Raw genomic sequence first — 19,539 nt, forward strand, 5'->3', positions numbered from 1 at the left:
GAGCGACCCGGTCGAGGGAGTTCGCCCGCTCCTGGGTCTGAAGAGCGCGGGGGGCCAGTACGTCACGCCCGATGGCGCCGGAGAGCCAGGTGGCGGCGTAGGCGGTGACCTGCTGGTCGTTGTCGCAGCCGCCCTCGCCGCTGAGGTCGGGCTGGAAGACTCCGGCGGCGGGATACCTGCGTGGCGAGCGGCAGGAACCGCGCGGCCTCCTGCCGGGGGAACTCCTGCTCGGTGGTGGCACGGTCGGCCAAGTCGAGCAGCTCGGGGTGGACGAGTTCGCGGTCGGCGAGGAAGGCTTCCACGTGCGAGCGCAGGTCGGCGTCGAAGAAGCGGGGGTCGGGCCTGGGTGGGCAGGGAGGTGAGCACCTGGAAGCGGACTCTCGATCGGGGTTCACACCACGTGGACTTCGGGGCGGAACTCGGCGCCGTGGCGGAACCGGTCGACGCTGAGCGGGGAGATGTCGGTGGCCGGCTCGCGCTCCAAGTAGAGGTCGCGCAGGATCTCGCCGACCGCGGGCGCCTGGAGGAAGCCGTGACCGGAGAATCCGGCGGCGTACAGGAAGCCCGGCAGCTCGCCGGAGCGGCCGATCAGCGCGTTGTGGTCCGGCGTGACCTCGTACAGGCCCGCCCAGCCGCCGACGGTCTTCATGTCGGCCAGGGCCGGGGCGCGGCAGCGGGCGGCGGTACGGAACAGCTCCAGCCATTCTGGGGTCCAGGTGGTGTCGAACCCGTCCTTCTGGGCGGGGTCGGCCAAGCCGAACAGCAGACCGTCGTCGCTGTTGTGGAAGTAGGCGGACGATGAGAAGTCGATGGTGACCGGGATACGCGGGGCGGGCGGCGTGAGCGGCGTGGTGAACGCCAGCTGCCGTCTGACGGGCCGGACCGGGAGGCCGATGCCGACCATGTCACCGATGTGTGCCGACCAGGCCCCGGCTGCGCAGATCACGGTGGAGCATGCGATGCGGCCGTGGTCGGTGTGCACGCCGGTGATGCGGTCTCCGACCGTGTCGATGCCGAAGACCGCGGTATGGGTGGCGATGGTGACACCGGCCCGGGCCGCGGCACGCGCATATCCCTGGATGACCAGTCCGGGGCGGGCGTGTCCGTCCGTCGGGGAGTACACGGCGGCCACGAGGCCATCGGTGCTGACGTAGGGACACAGACGCTGGGCGTCATCGGGGCTGATCATGCGGCTCGGCACGTTCAGGCTGTTCTGGAGTTCGACGCCGGCCTCGAAATTGCTTGCCTGCTGCTCGCTGTCGAGCAGGAAGAGGTAGCCGACGGAGTCGAGCTCGATGTCGCCGCCGGGCCGGTGGGGGAACCTCTGGTAGGCACGCAGGCTGCGGTGGCCCAGTTCGATGTTGAGCGGGTCGGAGAACTGGGCACGTACGCCACCGATCGGCTTGCCCGAGCTGCCGCAGCCCAGCTCGCCGCGCTCGACGACGACGATGTTCTTCACCCCGGCCTCGGCGAGGTGGAAAGCGGTGCTCGCACCCATCACACCGCCGCCGATGATCACGACATCGGCGGTGGCCGGAACGGTACGGAAGGCGGAGGAGGACAACAGACCACTCCCTTCCAGGGGCCACCCCGTCGGACGAGCGAGCCGGTTCCGAGAGTGGCGGGGTTGACAGTACAGAGCGACGCCGATCAGCTATCTGCGCGTCATCGTGCAGCAACCCCACCGTTGACGTCTATCAACGGTTCACGCTTCTGATCTTTTAGAATTCCTATATGGAATGGACGAGTGCGCAGCTGCGTTCACTGGTAGAGCTGACCAGGCGCGGCACCATCACTGCGGTCGCAGACGCCCTTGGATACTCCCCCGGCGGGGTCTCGCAGCAGATCAGCGCACTGGAGAAGGCCACCGGTATGCAACTGCTGCGGCGGGTGGGGCGCCGCGTGGAACTCACCGACGCCGGGGCGACCCTGGCACTGCACGCCGAGCGCATCCTCACGACAGAGGCCGAGGCCGTTGAGGCGCTGGAGCGCACCCGCAACGAGGTCTCCGGGACGCTACGGATCGGGCTCTTCGCCACGGCCGCCGCCGAGATCCTGCCGCCTGCTCTGCGCCAGGTGCGCGGGCTGCATCCGGGCGTGACCGTGCGCAGCCGGGACATGGACGTGGACGAGGTGTACGACGCGGTCGCCGGCGGCAGCGTGGACCTGGCGCTGGGGCTGGACTACCCGGACGTACCCATCCCGCGAGATCCGTCCCTGCGGGTGAGGGAACTGTCCAGGGAACGCTTCTCGCTCGCGGTTCCCGCCGGAGCCATGCCCGGCCGGACGAAAGTCTCGCTCGCCGACACCAAACAACTGGGATGGATCCTGCCGTCGGTCGGCAGCTACTACGGCCGCGCCGTGCTCACCGCCTGCCGCCGGGCCGGTTTCGAACCACAGGTTCTGCACGAGGTGACGGACACGGCTGCCACCCTGGCCCTGGTCGAGGCCGGCGTCGGGGTCAGCCCGGTGACGGATCTGATGCTCCGGCTGCGTCGGTCAAGCCTCGATGTCCTGGAGCTCCACGAGACGATGGAGCGACACATCGTGGTGGTGTTCCGCTCCTTCGCCGAGCACCGGCCGACGGTGGCAGCCCTGGTCGACGTCCTGCGGGCCTCCGCGGGCCGGCACTCACCGGCCCCGGCCCAAGAGTGAGCAGCGAGCGGGGAGCACGCTCCTGATCGCGCGAGGCAGGGCAGGATCCCCCTGGCCTCCGGGATGAACGTTGCCGCGTTGCCGACGTGGTCATGTCCAGCCGCCCCAGCCGTCCCGCAGCAGGTGGGCTGCAGCCCGGGTGATCGGCGGCAGCCCACACGCGGGTGGGGATCCGAGATGTCAGATCGAGAAGTCGACCCCCTGCGCGAGAGGGAGTTCACCTGAGTAGTTGACGGTGTTGGTGGCGCGGCGCATGTACCCGCGCCATGCATCGGAGCCGGACTCGCGGCCGCCGCCCGTCTCCTTCTCGCCGCCGAACGCGCCGCCGATCTCGGCACCCGAGGTGCCGATGTTGACGTTGGCGATGCCGCAGTCCGAGCCCTCGTCGGAGACAAAGATCTCCGCCTCCGCCTGGTCGCGGGTGAAGAGGGACGAGGACAGCCCTTGTGGGACAGCGTTGTTGAGCGCGATGGCCTCGTCGAGGTCGTCGTAGGTCAGCACGTACAGAAGCGGGGCGAAGGTCTCCGCACGGACGACATCCGTCTGGGCCGGCATGCGCACAATGGCCGGCTGGACGTAGTACGCGTCCGGGGCCTCGCCCGTCAGTTCGCGGCGGCCGCCCGCAACGATCGTGCCGCCCTCGGCGGTGGCCTGCTTGACGGCCGCGACCATCGTCTCGTACGCGGTCTTGTTCACCAGCGGGCCGACCAGGGTGCCCGCGGCCATCGGATTGCCGATCGGCAACCGGCCGTACGCCTCGACCAGCCGCTCAGTGAGTTCGTCGGCGATGTCGCGGTGGGCGATGACGCGGCGCATGGTGGTGCAGCGCTGTCCGGCCGTGCCGGCCGCCGCGAAGACGATGCCGCGCAGGGCGAGGTCCAGGTCGGCCGAGGGGGCGACGATGCCGGCGTTGTTGCCACCCAGTTCCAGCAACGAGCGGCCGAAGCGGTTCGCCACCCGGGGGCCGACGGCGCGGCCCATCCGGGTCGATCCGGTTGCGCTGACCAGAGCCACATCGCGGTGATCCACCAGAGTCTCACCCACCGCCGGGCCACCGACCACGACCTGACTGACATCGCGCGGCGCGCCCGCCTCCGTCAGCGCCCGGTCGAGGAGCGCGGCACTCGCCCACGCGGTCAGCGGCGTCTGCTCGGACGGCTTCCACACCACTGTGTCGCCACAGACCAGGGCGATGGCGGTGTTCCACGCCCACACTGCGGCCGGGAAGTTGAAGGCGCTGATGACGCCCACCACGCCCAGCGGGTGCCAGGTCTCCATCAGCCGGTGTCCTGGCCGCTCGGAGACGGCGGTGCGGCCGTAGAGCTGGCGGGAGAGGCCGACCGCGAAGTCGCAGATGTCGATCATCTCCTGCACCTCGCCCAGCGCCTCTGAGGTGATCTTTCCGGCTTCCAAGCTGATCAGTTCGCCGAGGTCGGACTTGTGCACGGTGAGCAGGTCACCGAAACGTTTGACCACGGCGCCGCGCGCCGGGGCGGGGATCTTGCGCCAGGCCAGGAACGCCTCCTGGGACCGGGCCACTACCTCGTCGAGGCCGGCGGACTCGCACCAGGCGACGCCGCCCAGCGAGCCACCGTTGACCGGCGAGCGGTGCCGGGCGTCGCCGCCGATGGCGGTCACGTCCACGCCGCAGCGACGGGCAGCGTCCAGTGCCTGGGCGCCGAGGACGTCGGGGCCGGGGATGCGGTTGAGGGTCATGGGTGGACCAGCTTCCTTGAGGGTTGTACTGGACAGAGGTCTAGACGATGTTGAGTTCGGGCCGCACGTCCGTGCCCGTGAACCGGTCCGCGCTCAGCGCGCTGACGTCCACGAGGGGGTTGGAGCCGGTGTAGAGATCGCGCAGCACCTCGCCGACCGCGGGTCCCATGAGGAACCCGTGCCCGGAGAAGCCCGTTGCGTACAGGAAACCGGGCACCTCCGCCGAGCGGCCGATCACCGCGTTGTGATCGGGCGTCATCTCGTACAGGCCCGTCCAGCCGCTGGCGATGCCGACTTCACCGAGCGAGGGGACGCGCCGCTCCATCACCTCGGCGAGGTCGGCGAGCCACTCAGGATCACGGGTCAGGTCGAACCCCCAGGAGTCGGTGCGCTCGGACATGCCCATGAGCAGGCCCTTGCCCTCGTTGTGGAAGTAGAAGGAGGTCGAGAAGTCGATGGTGAACGGGGTGTCGGGGGCCAGTCCAGGCACCGGTTCGGTGATCACGACCTGCCGGCGCAGCGGCTCCACGGGCAGCGTCACCCCCACCCACGCACCGACCTGCTTGGCCCAGGCGCCAGCGGTACAGATGACGTTGGCGGTGCGGATGGTGCCGTGCTCGGTGTGCACGGCCGTGATCTCCTCGTCGTGCGCGTCGATCCCGGTGGCTGCGCACCCGGTGACGATGCGGGCGCCTGCGCGGCGGGCGGCGGTGGCGTATCCGAGCACCACCGATTCCGGGGTGCAGTGACCATCGCGGGGCGAGTACAGCGCGCCCACCATGCCGTCGGTGTCGATGAGCGGGGAGAGTTGTTTGGCCTCGGCCACGTCGATGAGGCGGCTCGGCACGCCGAGGGCGTTCTGCAACTCGGCGTTCCTGGCGAAGGTGTCCAGGTCCTTCTCGTCGTCCAGGAGGAAGAGGTAGCCAACCTGGTGGAGGTCGATCTCCTGCCCGAACTCGGCGCCGAAGCGCTCGAAGGTCTCCAGGCTGTGCAGCCCGAGCTTGATGTTGATCTCGTCGGAGAACAACGCCCTGACCCCGCCGGCCGCCTTGCAGGTCGAGCCCTCGCCGAGGGCACCGCGCTCCACCAGTACGACTCGTTCGACGCCCGCCGCGGCGAGGTGGTACGCAGCGCTGAGCCCCATGATGCCGCCTCCGATGATGACGATGTCGGCCGTGTCGGGCGGCACGTGGCGTGCTGTGGTGGTCACGGGTTCCTCCGGTTCGTGATGCGGTGGATGTCCGGTCGGCTGCCGGGTCGCCCACCAGTTCGAGGTGTGGCGGTCGGCCGGTCAGGCCGATGTCGTGCGTTGGCGTGGCGTGGCGGGGCGACTGCGCCGGGCCGCGCGTCGGGAGTGCTTTTGAGCAGGTCGGCGACCTGTCTGCCAGTGCCGGGAGCCTGCCTGGGCATTACATGCCTGGTGACAAGGGTGCCCCGGGGTGCTGCGGCCGTCCGCCGATGAGCAGCAGCCCGTCCGGCGTTGCCCAAGGAGGCACCGGCACCAAGGGCTGTGTCGCGTCGCGGGACGGTCACGGTGCGGCCCACGACGGCCGGTCCGGCGGCGACCTCGGAGCCGCCCGCCACTGCGCCGACCGCCAGGGCCTCGGTGCGGGCGGGGGAGGGGCGGTCCGGCCGTCCGCCCCTCGCGCTGTCGGTACATCGTGCGTCTCGCTGGTCAGCCGCCGATCAGACGGGGCTCGCCGGGCTCGGCGGCAGACTCGTCCAGTCCGTTCGCTTTCAGGATCTCTGCCAATCGGCCGTTTTCGCGCAGCTCGGCGATGTCCTCGTTGAGCGCCGTCAGCAGGTCCGTGCTGTTCTGCCGGACGGGGAAGGTGGACTGCGCGCCCTCGGTGGAGGCGGCGACCTCCTTGAAGGATTCGGCGACCTTCACAACGGCGCCCGGTGGACCACCGGGCAGCGGCGGTGGCGACGCGGCCGGGCGTGGCCGGTGTGGCGTCGGTGACCTGCGGGGCGGAACCGGCCCGAGCGTGGCGCCGGTGATAGGCGATGCGGCGGTCGCCGACCCGGCGTCTTCGACGTGGATCGGCCGATGAGACGGCGGGAACGCCTGGGCTGAACACGCGGGGGCCGACCCTCTCCGCAGCTCTTGGTCCATCACCCGGTCGGTCACGTGGGCTCTCTTCGTCACTGGCTCCGTCGCGATCAACGCGACTGATGTCTGGCGAGCCACATTGCCCGAATGATTAACTCTTCAGGAAGTGGCTCAAGACGCAGGAAGAATTACGCTGCGATAAGTGATGCTTGGGCTGGGTGTGGCGGGCGCGGCAGAGTGGTGAGAGAGTCTTCGGGTACAGGAATCAGCTAGTGAAGCCGCGTCCCAGTGCCCCTGTTACACCCATTTTTCGGCAGGGAAAACGCCAGGTAATCGGGGTTGAATCGATCATCGGCGCCAGATCCACGCTCGCTATGCGCGCGTATGCGAGGGCGGTGACCGTGGCAGGAGAAATAGCCTCGGCACTGGGCTTGGCGCGAGCCGGAGGTTAGTGTTCCTTATGCTCAATCCCATCCATCTGCATACCCTGCAGGCGGTGCTGCGCACCGGTTCGTTCGCCGACGCGGCCCGTCAGCTCGGCTACACCGGCTCGGCTGTCTCCCAGCAGATGTCCGCACTCGAACGGCAGGTGCGCACGCCTCTCTTCGAACGGGGCGCGCACGGCGTCCGGCCGACGCCGGCGGCCGAGTTCATTGCCCGGCGGTCCCTTGAGGCGCTGGGCAGTCTGCGGGCTCTGGAAGACGACGTCGAGTTGCTGCTCGACGGTGTGGTGGGTCGGCTGCGACTGGGGAGCTTCCCCACCGCGAGCGAGCGTTTGCTGCCCCGAGCGCTGTCGGCGTTCACCACCGACCACCCGCAGGTCGACGTGCAGCTCGACGAGGGTGAGCCGGCCGAGTTGCTGCCGATGATGGAGAGCCACGAGCTGGACATCGTGTTGGTCTACCACTACGGATTGGTGCCCCGGCGCTGGCCGCGGGGCCTGTGCGCAGAGAAGTTGCTCACCGAGGATCTGCTACTGCTCACCTCCACCGGCCATCCGCTGGCCGGCGGCAGCCAGTGGCCGTCGATCGAACTGCTGGCCAAGGAAACCTGGATCAGCACCCGATCCGGTACGTCGGCCGCCTCCATGCTGCGCCGGCTGTGCGCGGCGGCGGGGTTCGAGCCGCTGGTGGCCTACCGCAGCAACAACTACGCCGTGTTGCAGGGCCTGGTGGCCGCCGGGCTCGGCGTGGCGGTGGTGCCGGCGCTGGGCTACACGCCGAGCCCAGGGGTCTCCTGTACCCCGCTCGCCCATCAGGACGCCTACCGTCAGGTGGTCGCGCTGCGCTCGCCGGCCACCACCGAGGGGGTGTGGAGGACCATGCTGACCGCGCTGCACGCCTCCGCCCGCGAAACCGCGGTCGACGCCATCGGTATCGCCGCCACCTCGGCGACGTCGTGACGAAGCGGGCGGCTCGGCCCGGACCCGCTTCGTCCGTCACGGCTCGACGAACTTGACCACGACAACTCGACGAGCCTGCTCACGCCCGGTTCCCAGGCGGCCGACAGTACCGCGGCGGTCGCGGTCGCATCGTGCACCCGACGCCCACCGAGGTGTGAACGGCCGGTTTGCCCGGCTCGGTGCGGCCGGGCCTGGCCCGAGCGTCTGGACGACGCAGTCGGCAGGGCTGCCGTCGGCCAGCGCCGCGGAGACCGGGCCGACACGGTCGCGGGCGGTCCCCCGGTCACCCGCCACGATCACCGTCACGGGGATCGACGGGACCCTGCTCATGGGCACCGCCTACGTGTGCGAGGCCGACCGGGGCGCGGCACCGAGTTCGCCGAGCACCGCCTCCCGTGACGCCTCGCTCTCGGCCCGGTACAGCTCCTCGGGTACGTGGATCTTGCGGCCGATGGCGCCGGAGAGCCAGGCCATGTCGCGGTCGGCGCCGCCCTGGTCGGCGTCCACGCGGCCGCCGCCGGTGAGGTTGGAGGCGAAGATACCGGCGGCCGAGCGGGGCAGGAAGTCCTCGTAGACGATGGGCTCCGGATCCACCCAGCCGCCCGCCATCAACTCGGTGGCGGACGCGGTGGCCGGCGGCGGGCCGACGGGGCGGTCCTCGCGGACGCGGTAGGTGAAGAAGGCCAGCCCACGCTCGGCGAGTTCGCGCTCGGTTCGCGGCATGTTCTCGCGCCACACCTCGGCGGCGACATCCTGGCGGTCGTGCTCCGTCCGGGCGGCGCTGCGCTCGTCCACGGTGGCCACCAGCCGGTCGTACAGGTCACGGCCGGCCGGGGTGAGCGCGATACCGCGCGCCTCGACCTCGCCGAAGCGCACCCGCAGTTCGCCGCCGCGGACGCTGCCGTCCGCCCAACGGAAGCGGCGCGGCTCCGACAGGGCGCGGAAGGACGTCTGGCGCAGCAGCACGTCGGGGCCCTCCCAGCGCGGCGGGCCCTGGACGCGGTCGATCATCACGATGCCACGGCGGCTCATGTCGGCGTAGAGGTCGTCGATGTCCAGCACGCGCGGGGTGAGGTGGTTGATGTGGGTCGACATGACACCGCCGATGTCGGCGGCGACGTCGGAGACGCGCTCCAGTTCGGTGTACCAGGCCCGGTCGATCGGCTCCGGGGAGAGCGCGAAGGCGGCGGCCGCGAGGGTGAGGAAACGGCCGGCTTCGGTTTCCTCCAGACCGCCCTCGGCCTCGGCACGGTCGGCGAGAGAGAGGAGTTCGTCGTCGAAGAGGCGGCGGTTGCCGATGAAGGTGCGCAGCCGTCCTGCGAGGTCGTCGTCGAAGAACCGTCGGTCCTCGGGCACCAGCATCGAGGTGAAGACGCGGAACGGGTTGCGGGCCAGCTCGGCCCGGTCGGTGGGGCGGAAGGCGGTGGAGATCACCGGGATCGGCCGCGGGTGGGCGTCGCGCAGGTCGTAGAAGCCGGTGGGATGCATACCGAGCGCACCGAAGATCCGCGCCACCTGGGCCAGCTCGACGGGACTGCCGACGCGGACGGCGCCGTGCCGCTCGGCGGTGACGCGCTCGATGGTGCCCAGCCGTTGGGCGGCCTCGGGGTCACGCCGCATGACCCGCTGGTTCACCTGGTGCGAGACATCGACCAGCGTGGTGTACGCGGGCACTTCCGTGCCGTAGAGCGTGGACAGGCGTGCCGCGAAGCCGGCCCGCAACTCGGTGGAATCGACAATGCGCATGGGTTTCACCTTCCGGGGTTGTACTGGCCGCGCAGCCGCATCGCCTCGCGCACCCGCTCCTGGGCGAGAAGTTGGGCGGCATAGTGTGCTGGTACGTCGTGCCGGGCGCTCTCGGCGAGCACGGTGGCGGCGTTGGCGCGCATCTTGGTGGAGATCATGGGGAAGACGTCGTCGGGGTCGACGGTGAAGGGCGAGTAGCGGGCGTCCATGGAGTGTGCGGCGGCGACGATGCCGCCCGCGTTGGCGATGAAGTCGGGTACCAGGGCGATGCCGCGCTGGTGAAGCACGTCACGCGCGGCCGGGGTGGTGGGCAGGTTGGCGCCCTCGACGATGAGGCGTACGGAGGTGGTGCCAGCCCGGTCCTTGTCGATGACGTCCTCGCGCGCGGCCGGGATAAGAATGTCGGCGTCGGCGGTGAGCACGGTATCCGTGTCGACGGCGCCGCCGTACTCCAGCACGCAGTCGTCGCCGTGGACTGCGCGCAGCTCCGCCAACCGGGGTATGTTCAGCCCGTCGGGATCGAGGACGGCGCCGCGCGCGGTGGACACGGCGACCACGACCGCGCCCAATTCGGCCAGTCGGCGTGCGGTGGCCAGGCCGACGGCGCCGAAGCCCTGGAGTGCGACACGGGCGCCGGCGACGGTCATCCCGATGCTCTGGGCGGCGGCGTCGGTGGCCTCTGCGACGCCGTATCCCGTCACACCCAGCTCGTCGTAGGGCAGGCCGCCGAGTGCGCGCGGCAGACCGACGGCGGCGCCGCGGTCGCCCAGCTCGTCCAGGAAGATCGCCGCGTCGGTCTCGTTGAGGCCCATGTCGAGGCCGAAGACGTACTCGCCGGGCACCTCGTTGGACAGGGCGCGTGCGAAGGCGCGCAGGATGCGTTCCTTGTCCGGGGAGTTCGGGTCACCGAGTATGCCCGCCTTCGCCCCTCCATGAAAGAGGTCGACCGCGGCCCACTTCCAGGTCATGGCCCGTGCCAGCCGCGCGACTTCCAGCACGCGCAGGTCGGGACTCATCCGCGTGCCACCCTTGCCCATGCCACGGGCGGTGTTGTCGAGGACCAGGACGCCCCGCATCCCGGTTCGGCGGTCGGAGACACAGACCACTTTCTCCGGGCCCCATTCGTCCATGAGGTCGAACACGTCGTTCGGCAAGGTTGCACACTCCTCGGGCGTTCGGCGAGAGCTTTCATGATTGCCGTCTCGTATCGGCCGGGACAGGGGAGCCAGCACACGGTTGTCGCAGGTGACCATCAGCGATGCTTATGTCTCGAAGGCGTGCGGCATCAGGGCTTTCGGTGTCCCGAGAGGGAAGCAGCCGAGGGAGACAGAGCGGACGGGCCGCGCCGTGGCGTCCGAACGGCCCGGCGCGCTACTGGCTTCGGCTCGTCAGGGTGATCTTTCCTGAAATCCGTGCTGGGCCTGGCGCGGGGGCTGTATCCACTTGGGTGTGAGGTATGCGGATGGGGGCGGGCTGACTCCTGCGGGACGTCAGCGCCGGGAGACGGTTCGAATGCGGGAGTGTCCAATAGACGGCGGATCCGCTGATCAAGGAGACGCCTGATGAGCGAGACCATCACCGAGCACGAGGCCGTGGAGGAGCCGGCCGTCGGGTCGGCCGCGGAGGCGGTGTCGGACGAGCAGTTGATCGCGATGCTGGTCGACCGTGCCCGCTCCGACGGGCTGCGGCCGACCGGTCAGGGCGGGCTGCTGCAGCAGTTGACGAAGCGGGTGCTGGAGTCCGCGCTGGAGGGCGAGATCACCGATCACGTCGGCTATGGCAAGCACGACGCGGCTGGCCGGAACGGCGGCAACAGCCGGAACGGCACGCGGTCGAAGACCGTGTTGACCGATGTCGGCCCGGTCGAGGTGAGGGTGCCGCGCGACACCGCCGGCACCTTCGAGCCGCAGATCGTCCGCAAGCGGCAGCGCCGTCTGACCGGTGTGGATGAGATGGTGCTCTCGCTGTCGGCGAAGGGCCTCACCCATGGGGAGATATCGGCTCATCTCGCCGAGGTGTACGGGGCGGAGGTGTCCAGGCAGACCATCACCACGATCACGGACAAGGTGATGGAGGGCATGACCGAATGTCAGGCGCGCCCGCTCGATCGCGTCTACCCCGTGGTCTTCGTGGACGCCATCAACGTGAAGATTCGCGATGGCAAGGTCGCCAACCGCCCTGTGTACGTGGCCATGGCCGTCCGCTCCCTGTTTGTGCGCGGCGGCCCTCCACCGCCGCTCATGCGCGGCAGACAGGCCTCGTGTCCGTGGCGGCGAGGTGCCAGCACACCTCATCCTGCGGCATCCGCTCCATGCTCAAGCCGGAGTGGCCATAGCGTGTGAGCCTCTGGAGATGACCTGAATGAAGGAGTGGATCGACCCGCGGTACGCGTGGCTCGCGGCTGCGTTGTGGCGGTCTCAGCAGTCCAGCTCCCGTGACACGCAGGTTCCGACCGGCACGCGGCTTCATCGTGCCGCGACCGAAGCCGAAGGCCTGGTCCGCTCTCCCTGGCCGGCGTCCTCGTGACGCTCCCGCGCCCGCGGGGATGCTCCCGGCCGGTCGCATTGTCGATGGGCCGGGCTGTCGCCCCCGAGACCCGCGGGCCTCGGGGGCGACAGCCCGGGAGCGGTTGACGACTCGGCTGCCGTAGCCTTGCGCTGCTTCCTCGGCGGCAGCGGCTCAACGTGCTCCCACAGGTTCCGTCACCGCCAGCCTTGCTCCACCTTGGCGGGGGCGGTGTTCCAGCTCTTGGGTATGAATGTGATCACGTAGGTTCCGCGGTCGAAGTCGCTGTACCCGGCAGACCAGTTCCGGAACTTGCTCTCGTATACGCGCATGGGGCCGACGTCGCTGTTGGGCGCGTGATAGTGATTGGCGTGGGTCCATATGGTCTTGTCGGCATCTGCCTCGGTCTGCGCCCCGAACCAGCCGTAGTCGAAGTTGACCCATCGTTCGCCGGGCTTGGCGGGACTGCGTGAAATGTTTCTGTCCTTCGACATGTCGACCAGGCCCGTGTCCTGGTCGGGGCGGAAAGCGTCCGGGTCGCCGTACTTCCTCTTTTCAGATGAGCCCCACCAGTCCTGCCCGCTCCAGAAGTGCTTCGAGTAGATCACCGCCTTCATCTTGGACGGGTCGTAGTTGCCTCCGTCCCTTGCCTTGAAGGACGGTGTGTTCCTCAATGCCGAGTAGAAGTTCGAGTGGCTGTCCTCGTAGAGCAGAGCGTCATTCTTGTTCACGAGCTCTCTCTTGAGGTTCCCGAGGTAGGCTTCCTCGTCGTGGGCGTTATTCAGGGCCTTGTTCATGATGGACGCCACATCGCGCGCCCGCTTGAAACCCTTCCTCTCGTCGAAACTGTCCTTGGCGATGCGTCCCTCGAACTCCGCCTGTGTTTCGTTGGGGCGGGGCCTGGAGTTCTTGAGGTCGGTCTGGTACTTGCTCTCGTCGAAGAACGCGAAGGCCAGCCTGTTCGTCGGGTAGGGGCCCGAATTGACCCAGGTGATGCCGACACAACCGTAGGACAGCTCCTCCCGCTGCTCTTCGGTCATCTGCTGCTTTCTGCCGTCGCGATGGCTGTAGACCTGCTGCCACTTGCGTATGTAGTTGTTGACGACGGTAGTGGCCCTGCCCCCGTAGGCGCGGTACGCGTCAGGCATCCTGTCGAGCGGCTCGGCGGGAGGGGTTTCCCTGCCGGAGGCCCGGGAGAAGGCGCTGGCGCTCGGCGACAAGTCTGCCGGGGACTTGCCGGGCCGGCTCAGAGACGGAGCTCTTTCGTTGAGTGCATTGATGTTCTTGACGTCTTCCGCCGTCAGGCCATGCGTTTCGGCATAGGACGCCTTCCATTCCTCGGCGCCGCTGCTGTCGGCCGCGCTGGCCGACGGCATGAATCCGGTGGTGCACAAGACCGCACCCAAAGCGGCGAAGGTGAAGAAGCTCTGACGTTGATTCATAGAATCGATGACTCCCTTGTGGTGAAACTCATGGAACGAAGGCACGCAAGGGGCGCGACCCGATGGAGGGGTTCGGCGAGCTGTCGCTCAGGGCCCGGGACGCACTGTCCTGCGTCGTTGCGCCGAAGGCGCGAAGGCGGCGCCGCGAGGAGGAAGGAGACGCGGCGGACGGGAAAGAAGGCGGAGGTGTTGCGTTCGTGGCTTGTCGTCACCGTGGTGGCTGCCCTGCGGCTGAGTGCGACTTGGTGTCCGACCGCCGGGCCGGTCGGCTCGCTACATCAAGGTCGTCGCCGTGGCGACGACGCCGGCCCGGTCCGGGTGACCGGGGTCGCCGTAGCGGACCTCGGTACGCGGGTGGGAGCGCATGACGTCGGTGTCGACCAGGCGGACCTGGCTGGGGTGATCGACCGTGCGCACGACGATGTCCGTATCGAGGAGGAAGCCGAACTCACCCGTGGCCGGGGCGTAGACGAAGAACTTGCGGCCCTCGAACTCCTGCTGCATGACGTCGTCCGTCAGGGCCAGAGACCAGAAGCCCGCACAGTGGTCCGCGGGGCACATCAACTGGAAGTCGGCTCGCATGCCATCAAGTTCCATCCCGCGGAAGGGGTTGAAGTCGTCCGCGTTGATCGTGGCGGCGGCTTCCGGGGCGGCCGCCTGGGCTCCCTGAGTGAGAGGCAGGACGAGGGTCGCGGTCACGGCGACGCCAGTGAGGGCGCGGAGAGCGGTTCGACGTATCACGTCTCAGCTCCTGGGTGAGTGAGCAGGTCGTTACGAGTGGTGATCATGTCTGTGTGCTGATTCCCCGGCAACACCACGGCTTCAAAATCGGCCACTCCGGCATGAAGGGCGATATCTAGCCGTTTATCCGAACCAGTCGAACGGGGAGGCGGCACGATGCGGCAGCGTTTCTCCGCTCCTGACGTGTGGTTCCCCGCGAGGTCGGTACTGATGTGGTCGGGCATCCCGCAGTGCGGACGATGACGTCGTCACCGACCGGTACGAGGAGCGAGCCTCCGCCAACTCGAAATCGCAGGTCAATAGGCTGACATAGGTCCGAGGTGCAGGTCCTGTGTCGGCGCGGTCGGTGCCGGGCCGAGGTGTTTTCGACGAGATCGTCTCGTGCAGAGAATCCCGTGTGCAGCGGTCACCTACCGAAGCGGCAGCCGTTGACGCACCGGATCACGCCGTTCTCCGAACCGGCAACACGTTCACGACTTGTGTTGTGTCCGCGGCGCGGGCGAGGACGCTCGGACAGCACGTGGCTCGGCGCCGGTGGCTGCACGGCTTCCACCGCCCCCGGCGGCCGACTCCAGGCGTAGAGGGTGGAGGTGGTCATGTCCGGTTCGGCGGCCAGGTGCTTGAGCCACCACTCGTTGGGGCCGGGCTCCTCGCCGGGTGGTGCGGGACGGTGCTGGTGGACACGGCCTGCGGGGTGGGCGAGGCGGCGCATGAGGTCGCGGACGGTGGCTGCGGAGATCCGCGATTCTGCTGGCGCAGATGCCCTGGCCTGCGAGTTCGCGGATCCGATCGGTCAGTTGCGGGTAGTGGCTGAGCTGTTCCAACCGCTGGACCGGGCGGATGACCTCTCCCGCCGTAGTCGATCCGCCGGCCCAGACGATCGTGACGTTCACCCGCTCGCTGGTGCCGTGCACGGTGACGACGACCTTGTCGACGACCGCGCGGACGATCTCCTTGCGGTCCGCCGTCGTGGTGCTGTCCGCGCGCCACAGGTCCTCGATGTCGCCGGCCAGAGCCGTGATGGTCTGCCGCTCGGCCGGAGTGAGGATGCGCGGACTGCTGCGGGCGAAGCGGTCGTAGTCCTCCCGGAGTTGCTGCTGGACGGCGAGTGCGTCCTCCCACGCTTTTTCCAGCTGGCGCACGACCAGGCGGTTCTCCGGCTCGGCGAGGTGATGGCTGCGGCGTGCCCGGTCGGCGTCCTGCGCGGCGCGTCCCAGCCGCTGCAACCACAGCCGTTCCAGCTCGGCCCGCTCGGCCAGGACCTGGTCGGCCGCGCGCAGGGACACCTCGACGGCGGCTGGCGTCAGTGCCGCCAGGACCTGCTGCTCGACGAAGGCGTCCACACAGGCGGAGTTGAGCAGCAGGCAGCCCTTCTGCGCGCCGGAGTTGGTCTTGTCCCGGGCGCACACGTATTCGGGCAGGATCCTTGCTGTGCTGGGTGTGGTAGCGCACGCTCATGCGCCGGTTGCAGCGTCCGCAGTGCACCAGCCCGGCCGCGAGCGCGGGGCCGCCCCGGATGGCGCCCCATGGCTTCGGCGCGGGCGCGATTGGCCGCCAGCTTCGCCTCGTTCGCCTCGAACTGGGCGACGGTGATGTAGGCGGGCAGGACGTTCGGGATCATCACATGCCATCCGTCCCGGGAGCGGACGACCCGTCCGGTGCTCGGCCTGGCCGGGTCCTGGCGGCGCGGGTCGACCCGGCGCCGCCCGTAGGCGTAGATCCCGGCATAGGCGGGATTGTGCAGCAGGTTCTGCAGCGTCATCCGGTTCGGCCTTCACCATTCCAGGGTGCCCTTGTCCGGTCCCTCACACAGCCGGATGCCCAACTGGATGTCGTGACACCGTGATCAGGCGTCACCTGGCGCTGTGGTCGGAACCGTACTGGGCGAGCAGCAGGGCGATGTCGTCGGCTCGGTACGAGGAGCCCCGGGCGCTGTGCAGAAGCCGGTCGGCGAGTTCGTCCAGTGAGTCCGCAGGGGCGTGGGCCAGGGATGTTCGCAGGCCGTCAATCCCCACGTTGATGTCGGCACCGCGTTCCTCGACCAGTCCGTCGGTGTAGAGGGCGAGGACGGACCCCGGCGGGAGGTCGATCCGGGTTGTCGGATAGGCGCTTGCGCAATCGACACCGAGGAGTGGGCCGACGTCCAGTGCAAGGGCGTTGGTCGTCGCGTCGGGTCGGCGGAGCAGGGGTGGGGGGTGGCCCGCGGTAACGGCGTCGGCGTGGTGGCCGTGGGGTTCGACGTGGATGTAGCAGCAGCTGGCCAGCAGCCCGGGATCGAGGTCGATGAGGGTCCGGTTGGCGCCCGCCATCGCGTCGCCGGGCGTATGGCCTACGGCGGCAAAGGCCCGTACGGCGCTGCGCAGCTGGGCCATGGTGGCCGCCGCGGCGATGCTGTGCCCCTCCACGTCTCCGATGACAAGAGAGACCCCACCACCGGTGGGGATTACGTCGTACCAGTCGCCACCGATGTCCATTCCCCTGGTGCCGGGCAGATAGCGCGCGACGGTGCGGATACCTGGGACTACTGGCAGACGGTGCGGCAGGAGCGCCTGCTGCAGGCCGCGCGCGAGGGCTGACTCCGAGTCGTAGAGCCGCGCTCGTTCCAGAGCCTGGGCGATCAGACCGGCGAGTGCGGTGAGGACGCCGCGGTCCTTCTCCGTGAATCGGTGGATCTCGTCGAAACCGAGGACGCAGGTGCCGACGGGGTGGTTGGAGGCGATCAGTGGCAGATACGCCCAAGAGCTCACTTCGCCTGTGGGGATGCCCGGGTAGCCCTGGGAGAGGTCCTGCTGCGACTCGATGAAGCGCGGAGCGCCGGAGGTCAGGGTCTCCGTACCGGGCAGGGAGGCATGCAGCGGTACGCCCTCCAGCCAGTCGAGGAAGTCTTCGTGGTGGCCGGTGTGGTAGAGCAGACGCATCGTTCCATCGCGGACCACGTAGATCGCCAACTGCTGGCCTCCGAAGGCTGGCAGGAGCTGGTCGGAGATGACTTCGCAGACTTCGCGGGCGGTGACCGCCTCAGTCAGCGCGCTGCCCAGCTGCAAGACGTGGTACATGACGCCCAGGCGCGCCGATGTGCCAACGGTTGCCGTCTCGGCCGAGGAGGCTGATGGAGTCGAGGTCGCGGGTGGACGACCGGAGGGCACCACCCGGCCGGTCACTCCGTCCGCTTCCGGATGGAGGGAGAAGGCGAGCCACCGGTCGGGCGGCCGACGGGCCAGGAAGGAGACCGGCGCCTGCGAGATCATCGCGGACCGGTGCCGGAACTCGATGTCGGGATCGGAGAGCCACGGCAGCACGTCCCAGAGGAACTGCCCCCGCAACTCGTCGCCGCGCACGCCCAGCAGCTGCAGAGCACTGTGATTGGCGTAGGTGACCCGCCCCTCGGGGGCGAGGGAGAACACCCCGTCCCGCAGCCGTTCGACCGCGGCGACAGCCGCGCTGCCAGCCTGCATGTCGACGACCGTGCCGACCAGGTGGGTGTGTGCCCGCGCGTCGTCGGTCCCCGATGCGCGGCCCCACAACTCGACCGTGCGATACCCCTCGCCGCCGTCCCCGCGATCCCGTATGCGCAGGCGCCACGACTTGATCCGGCCTTCGGCGGTTGCCGCGCGGGCGGCCGCTCGAAGGGCGGCGCGGTCACCGGGGTGCAAGCAGGAAGCCAGCGTATCGGCTCGTCCGTCGAAAGCACGGGGGGCGAGACCGAAGATCGCGCAGAGCTCGTCGTCCACGGTGACGGTGCCGGTGACGAGGTCCCAGTCGAAAAGGCCGGCCCTCATGGCCGGTGCCGATGGCGCTGGGGTCTCCACGGGAATCGTCTGCGGGTCGCACTCGACGGGATCGCCGGTACGGGCGCGGAGATCGGCGAGGGAAGCACCGAGCCGTTTGGCGATGGTCCGCACGCGGCGGCGCTGGGCCCTGGACAGCCCTTCGCTGCCGGGTGACGCCGCCCAGACGATCGCCAGCGCCCCGAAGCTCTCCTCACCTGCGCCTACCGGCACGGAGCAGGATCCGAAGGCGTACGGCAGAGCCAGCGCGAGCTGAGGAAACCGGCGCATCGTCTCGTCGGCGTCGGCCAGGTGGACCGTGCGCCCAGAGCTGTAGGCTGCGGCGACCGGGATGGGACTGCTCACCGGAATGAGGTGCCAGCCACCGAGCAGCGAAGGCGGCACCCCGCACGTCGCGGCGAGCACGATCGACCGACGGTCGCGGGAGCGGAGAAAAACGCTCCCCGCGTACGCGTCGGTTCCCGCCACGGCTTCGACGACGGCTGCAGCGAGCAGATCCTCACGCTCTGCCATCCCGCCGACGACCATTTCGCGCATGGTTCCAGTGTGCCCAGGTCAGCCCGCCGGTCCAAGGCCCAACCCAGCGAGACGCATCGATCACAGCTCGCAAGGCCCGTCGTCGCGATCCGGCTGCGGCTACGCCTGAGATCCCCGGGACACCCCGGGCAAGATCACAAACCGTTGAGCTGGCACCGAGCACGACCGGAGCCCGGGCGGGGCCGTCACGTTCCCCGCCCGGGCTCCGGAGTCTCCCGGTAGGTCCGGATCAGGGCCTGGGCAGCCGCAGGCCGGGCAGGTGCGGGTGTCGCAGGTGCTGCCCGCCGTCGTGGACGTGCAGGGTGAACGTCGCCGGCCCGGGTGGACCCGCCTTGTCGTACGCCGGACAGCACGCGCTCGATCCGGTCCCACAGCCGCATAAGGCCGCCCTCACGGGCTTCCCACCGGTCGCCGGTCGGGGTGAGGGTGGCGGCGGAGCCGGTCACGACGTCGACCAGGTGCACGAGCTCGCCGACTGTCGTCATCTGCGCGTCCGGAGCGGCGCACTGGGCGAGGAACCGCAGGTGGAACGCCTCCTCGGAAGCCGCCGTGATCCGCTTGAGGCTGTGCCGGGCCGCCCGGCCCGTCTCCGGCCGCAGCCCTGCGGCCCAGTGGGTGGGGTTGCCGAACGCCGGCGCCGCGTGCGTGCGCACGGACATGAACGACACCGTGCTACTGCTGGCCATCTGCCGCGGCCTCGGCTCACTGCGCGCACCCGCCGCCTTCTACGGCTGGGTCCGCGCCGTCACGACCCGCGAGGCCGTCCGCACCGCCAAGCGGCTGCGCGAGGAGGCCGCCAGTCTCCAGGTGGACTCCGGCCCGCTGGAGAACCCGCTGGACGCCGTGCACATCAACGACGTGTTCGACCGGCTCTCCGAACAGCATCGCGGGTCCTCGCGCTGCGGTTCTACGGCCTGAACGAGGACGAGACGGCGGCGACGCTCTCCCTGCCCG

General features: G+C 69.4%; 15 protein-coding genes and 2 pseudogenes. 5 read left to right on the forward strand and 12 right to left on the reverse strand.

Going from position 1 to position 19,539, the window contains the following annotated elements; genetic code table 11:
* Positions 1 to 104 precede the first annotated feature (104 nt).
* Positions 105 to 362: a hypothetical protein gene (locus JS756_RS31130; protein WP_205386613.1), complete on the forward strand. Its 258-nt coding sequence runs from the start codon at positions 105 to 107 to the stop codon at positions 360 to 362.
* A 29-nt stretch (positions 363 to 391) separates the two neighbouring features.
* On the opposite strand, the gene JS756_RS31135 is transcribed toward JS756_RS31130, so the two are convergent.
* A complete protein-coding gene (locus JS756_RS31135) occupies positions 392 to 1,564 on the reverse strand; it encodes an NAD(P)/FAD-dependent oxidoreductase (protein WP_205386614.1) in 1,173 nt (390 codons plus the stop codon).
* 170 nt (positions 1,565 to 1,734) lie between these two features.
* Between JS756_RS31135 and JS756_RS31140 the strand changes: the two genes are divergently transcribed.
* Positions 1,735 to 2,655: a LysR family transcriptional regulator gene (locus tag JS756_RS31140; protein ID WP_205386615.1), complete on the forward strand. Its 921-nt coding sequence runs from the start codon at positions 1,735 to 1,737 to the stop codon at positions 2,653 to 2,655.
* A gap of 180 nt (positions 2,656 to 2,835) precedes the next feature.
* Here the strand turns inward: JS756_RS31140 and amaB are convergent, their stop codons facing one another.
* From amaB to JS756_RS31155, 3 genes are all read right to left on the reverse strand, one after another.
* The gene (gene amaB / locus JS756_RS31145; protein ID WP_205386616.1) at positions 2,836 to 4,371 is read right to left on the reverse strand and encodes an L-piperidine-6-carboxylate dehydrogenase; all 1,536 of its coding nucleotides are present in this window, start codon (positions 4,369 to 4,371) and stop codon (positions 2,836 to 2,838) included.
* Positions 4,372 to 4,411: 40 nt separating this feature from the next.
* A complete protein-coding gene (locus tag JS756_RS31150; protein ID WP_307791255.1) occupies positions 4,412 to 5,581 on the reverse strand; it encodes an NAD(P)/FAD-dependent oxidoreductase in 1,170 nt (389 codons plus the stop codon).
* A 465-nt stretch (positions 5,582 to 6,046) separates the two neighbouring features.
* Complete coding sequence (locus JS756_RS31155) at positions 6,047 to 6,262, reverse strand: type 2 periplasmic-binding domain-containing protein (protein WP_205386617.1); 216 nt, start codon at positions 6,260 to 6,262, stop codon at positions 6,047 to 6,049.
* 622 nt (positions 6,263 to 6,884) lie between these two features.
* On the opposite strand from JS756_RS31155, the gene JS756_RS31160 reads away from it, so the two are divergent.
* Entirely contained in the window at positions 6,885 to 7,826 is a 942-nt protein-coding gene (locus JS756_RS31160) for a LysR family transcriptional regulator (protein WP_275892756.1), read from the forward strand.
* A 339-nt stretch (positions 7,827 to 8,165) separates the two neighbouring features.
* Here JS756_RS31160 and hglS read toward each other — a convergent pair whose 3' ends face one another.
* Positions 8,166 to 9,566, reverse strand: a complete 1,401-nt coding sequence (gene hglS / locus JS756_RS31165) for a 2-oxoadipate dioxygenase/decarboxylase (RefSeq protein WP_205386646.1) — start codon at positions 9,564 to 9,566, stop codon at positions 8,166 to 8,168.
* Positions 9,567 to 9,577: 11 nt separating this feature from the next.
* Positions 9,578 to 10,726: a Glu/Leu/Phe/Val family dehydrogenase gene (locus tag JS756_RS31170; protein WP_307791256.1), complete on the reverse strand. Its 1,149-nt coding sequence runs from the start codon at positions 10,724 to 10,726 to the stop codon at positions 9,578 to 9,580.
* A gap of 408 nt (positions 10,727 to 11,134) precedes the next feature.
* Here JS756_RS31170 and JS756_RS31175 point away from each other — a divergent pair.
* Positions 11,135 to 11,773, forward strand: a pseudogene (locus JS756_RS31175) (transposase); the annotation flags it as partial.
* Positions 11,774 to 12,274: 501 nt separating this feature from the next.
* Here the strand turns inward: JS756_RS31175 and JS756_RS31180 are convergent.
* From JS756_RS31180 to JS756_RS31205, 6 genes and pseudogenes are all read right to left on the reverse strand, one after another.
* Entirely contained in the window at positions 12,275 to 13,519 is a 1,245-nt protein-coding gene (locus JS756_RS31180; protein WP_205386619.1) for a protein-glutamine gamma-glutamyltransferase, read from the reverse strand.
* Between the two features lie 273 nt (positions 13,520 to 13,792).
* Positions 13,793 to 14,260, reverse strand: a complete 468-nt coding sequence (locus tag JS756_RS31185) for a hypothetical protein (RefSeq protein ID WP_205386620.1) — start codon at positions 14,258 to 14,260, stop codon at positions 13,793 to 13,795.
* A gap of 470 nt (positions 14,261 to 14,730) precedes the next feature.
* Positions 14,731 to 15,669, reverse strand: coding sequence for a hypothetical protein (locus JS756_RS31190; RefSeq protein WP_205386621.1), 939 nt, complete (start codon positions 15,667 to 15,669; stop codon positions 14,731 to 14,733).
* Positions 15,564 to 16,022, reverse strand: coding sequence for a recombinase family protein (locus JS756_RS38135; protein WP_205386622.1), 459 nt, complete (start codon positions 16,020 to 16,022; stop codon positions 15,564 to 15,566). Before JS756_RS38135 ends, JS756_RS31190 begins: the two co-directional genes overlap by 106 nt.
* 91 nt (positions 16,023 to 16,113) lie before the next feature.
* Positions 16,114 to 18,585 carry a SpoIIE family protein phosphatase gene (locus tag JS756_RS31200; RefSeq protein ID WP_240204629.1) on the reverse strand — a complete coding sequence of 824 codons (2,472 nt, stop codon included), beginning with the start codon at positions 18,583 to 18,585 and terminating at the stop codon, positions 16,114 to 16,116.
* 229 nt (positions 18,586 to 18,814) lie between these two features.
* Positions 18,815 to 19,256 (reverse strand): annotated as a pseudogene (locus JS756_RS31205) (ATP-grasp peptide maturase system methyltransferase); the annotation flags it as partial.
* Here JS756_RS31205 and JS756_RS31210 point away from each other — a divergent pair.
* The gene (locus JS756_RS31210; protein ID WP_240204630.1) at positions 19,243 to 19,503 is read left to right on the forward strand and encodes a hypothetical protein; all 261 of its coding nucleotides are present in this window, start codon (positions 19,243 to 19,245) and stop codon (positions 19,501 to 19,503) included. The pseudogene JS756_RS31205 and the gene JS756_RS31210 sit on opposite strands and share 14 nt — an antisense overlap.
* Positions 19,504 to 19,539: the final 36 nt, after the last annotated feature.

This window comes from Streptomyces actuosus, assembly GCF_016921115.1.
Taxonomy (GTDB): Bacteria; Actinomycetota; Actinomycetes; order Streptomycetales; family Streptomycetaceae; genus Streptomyces; species Streptomyces actuosus_A.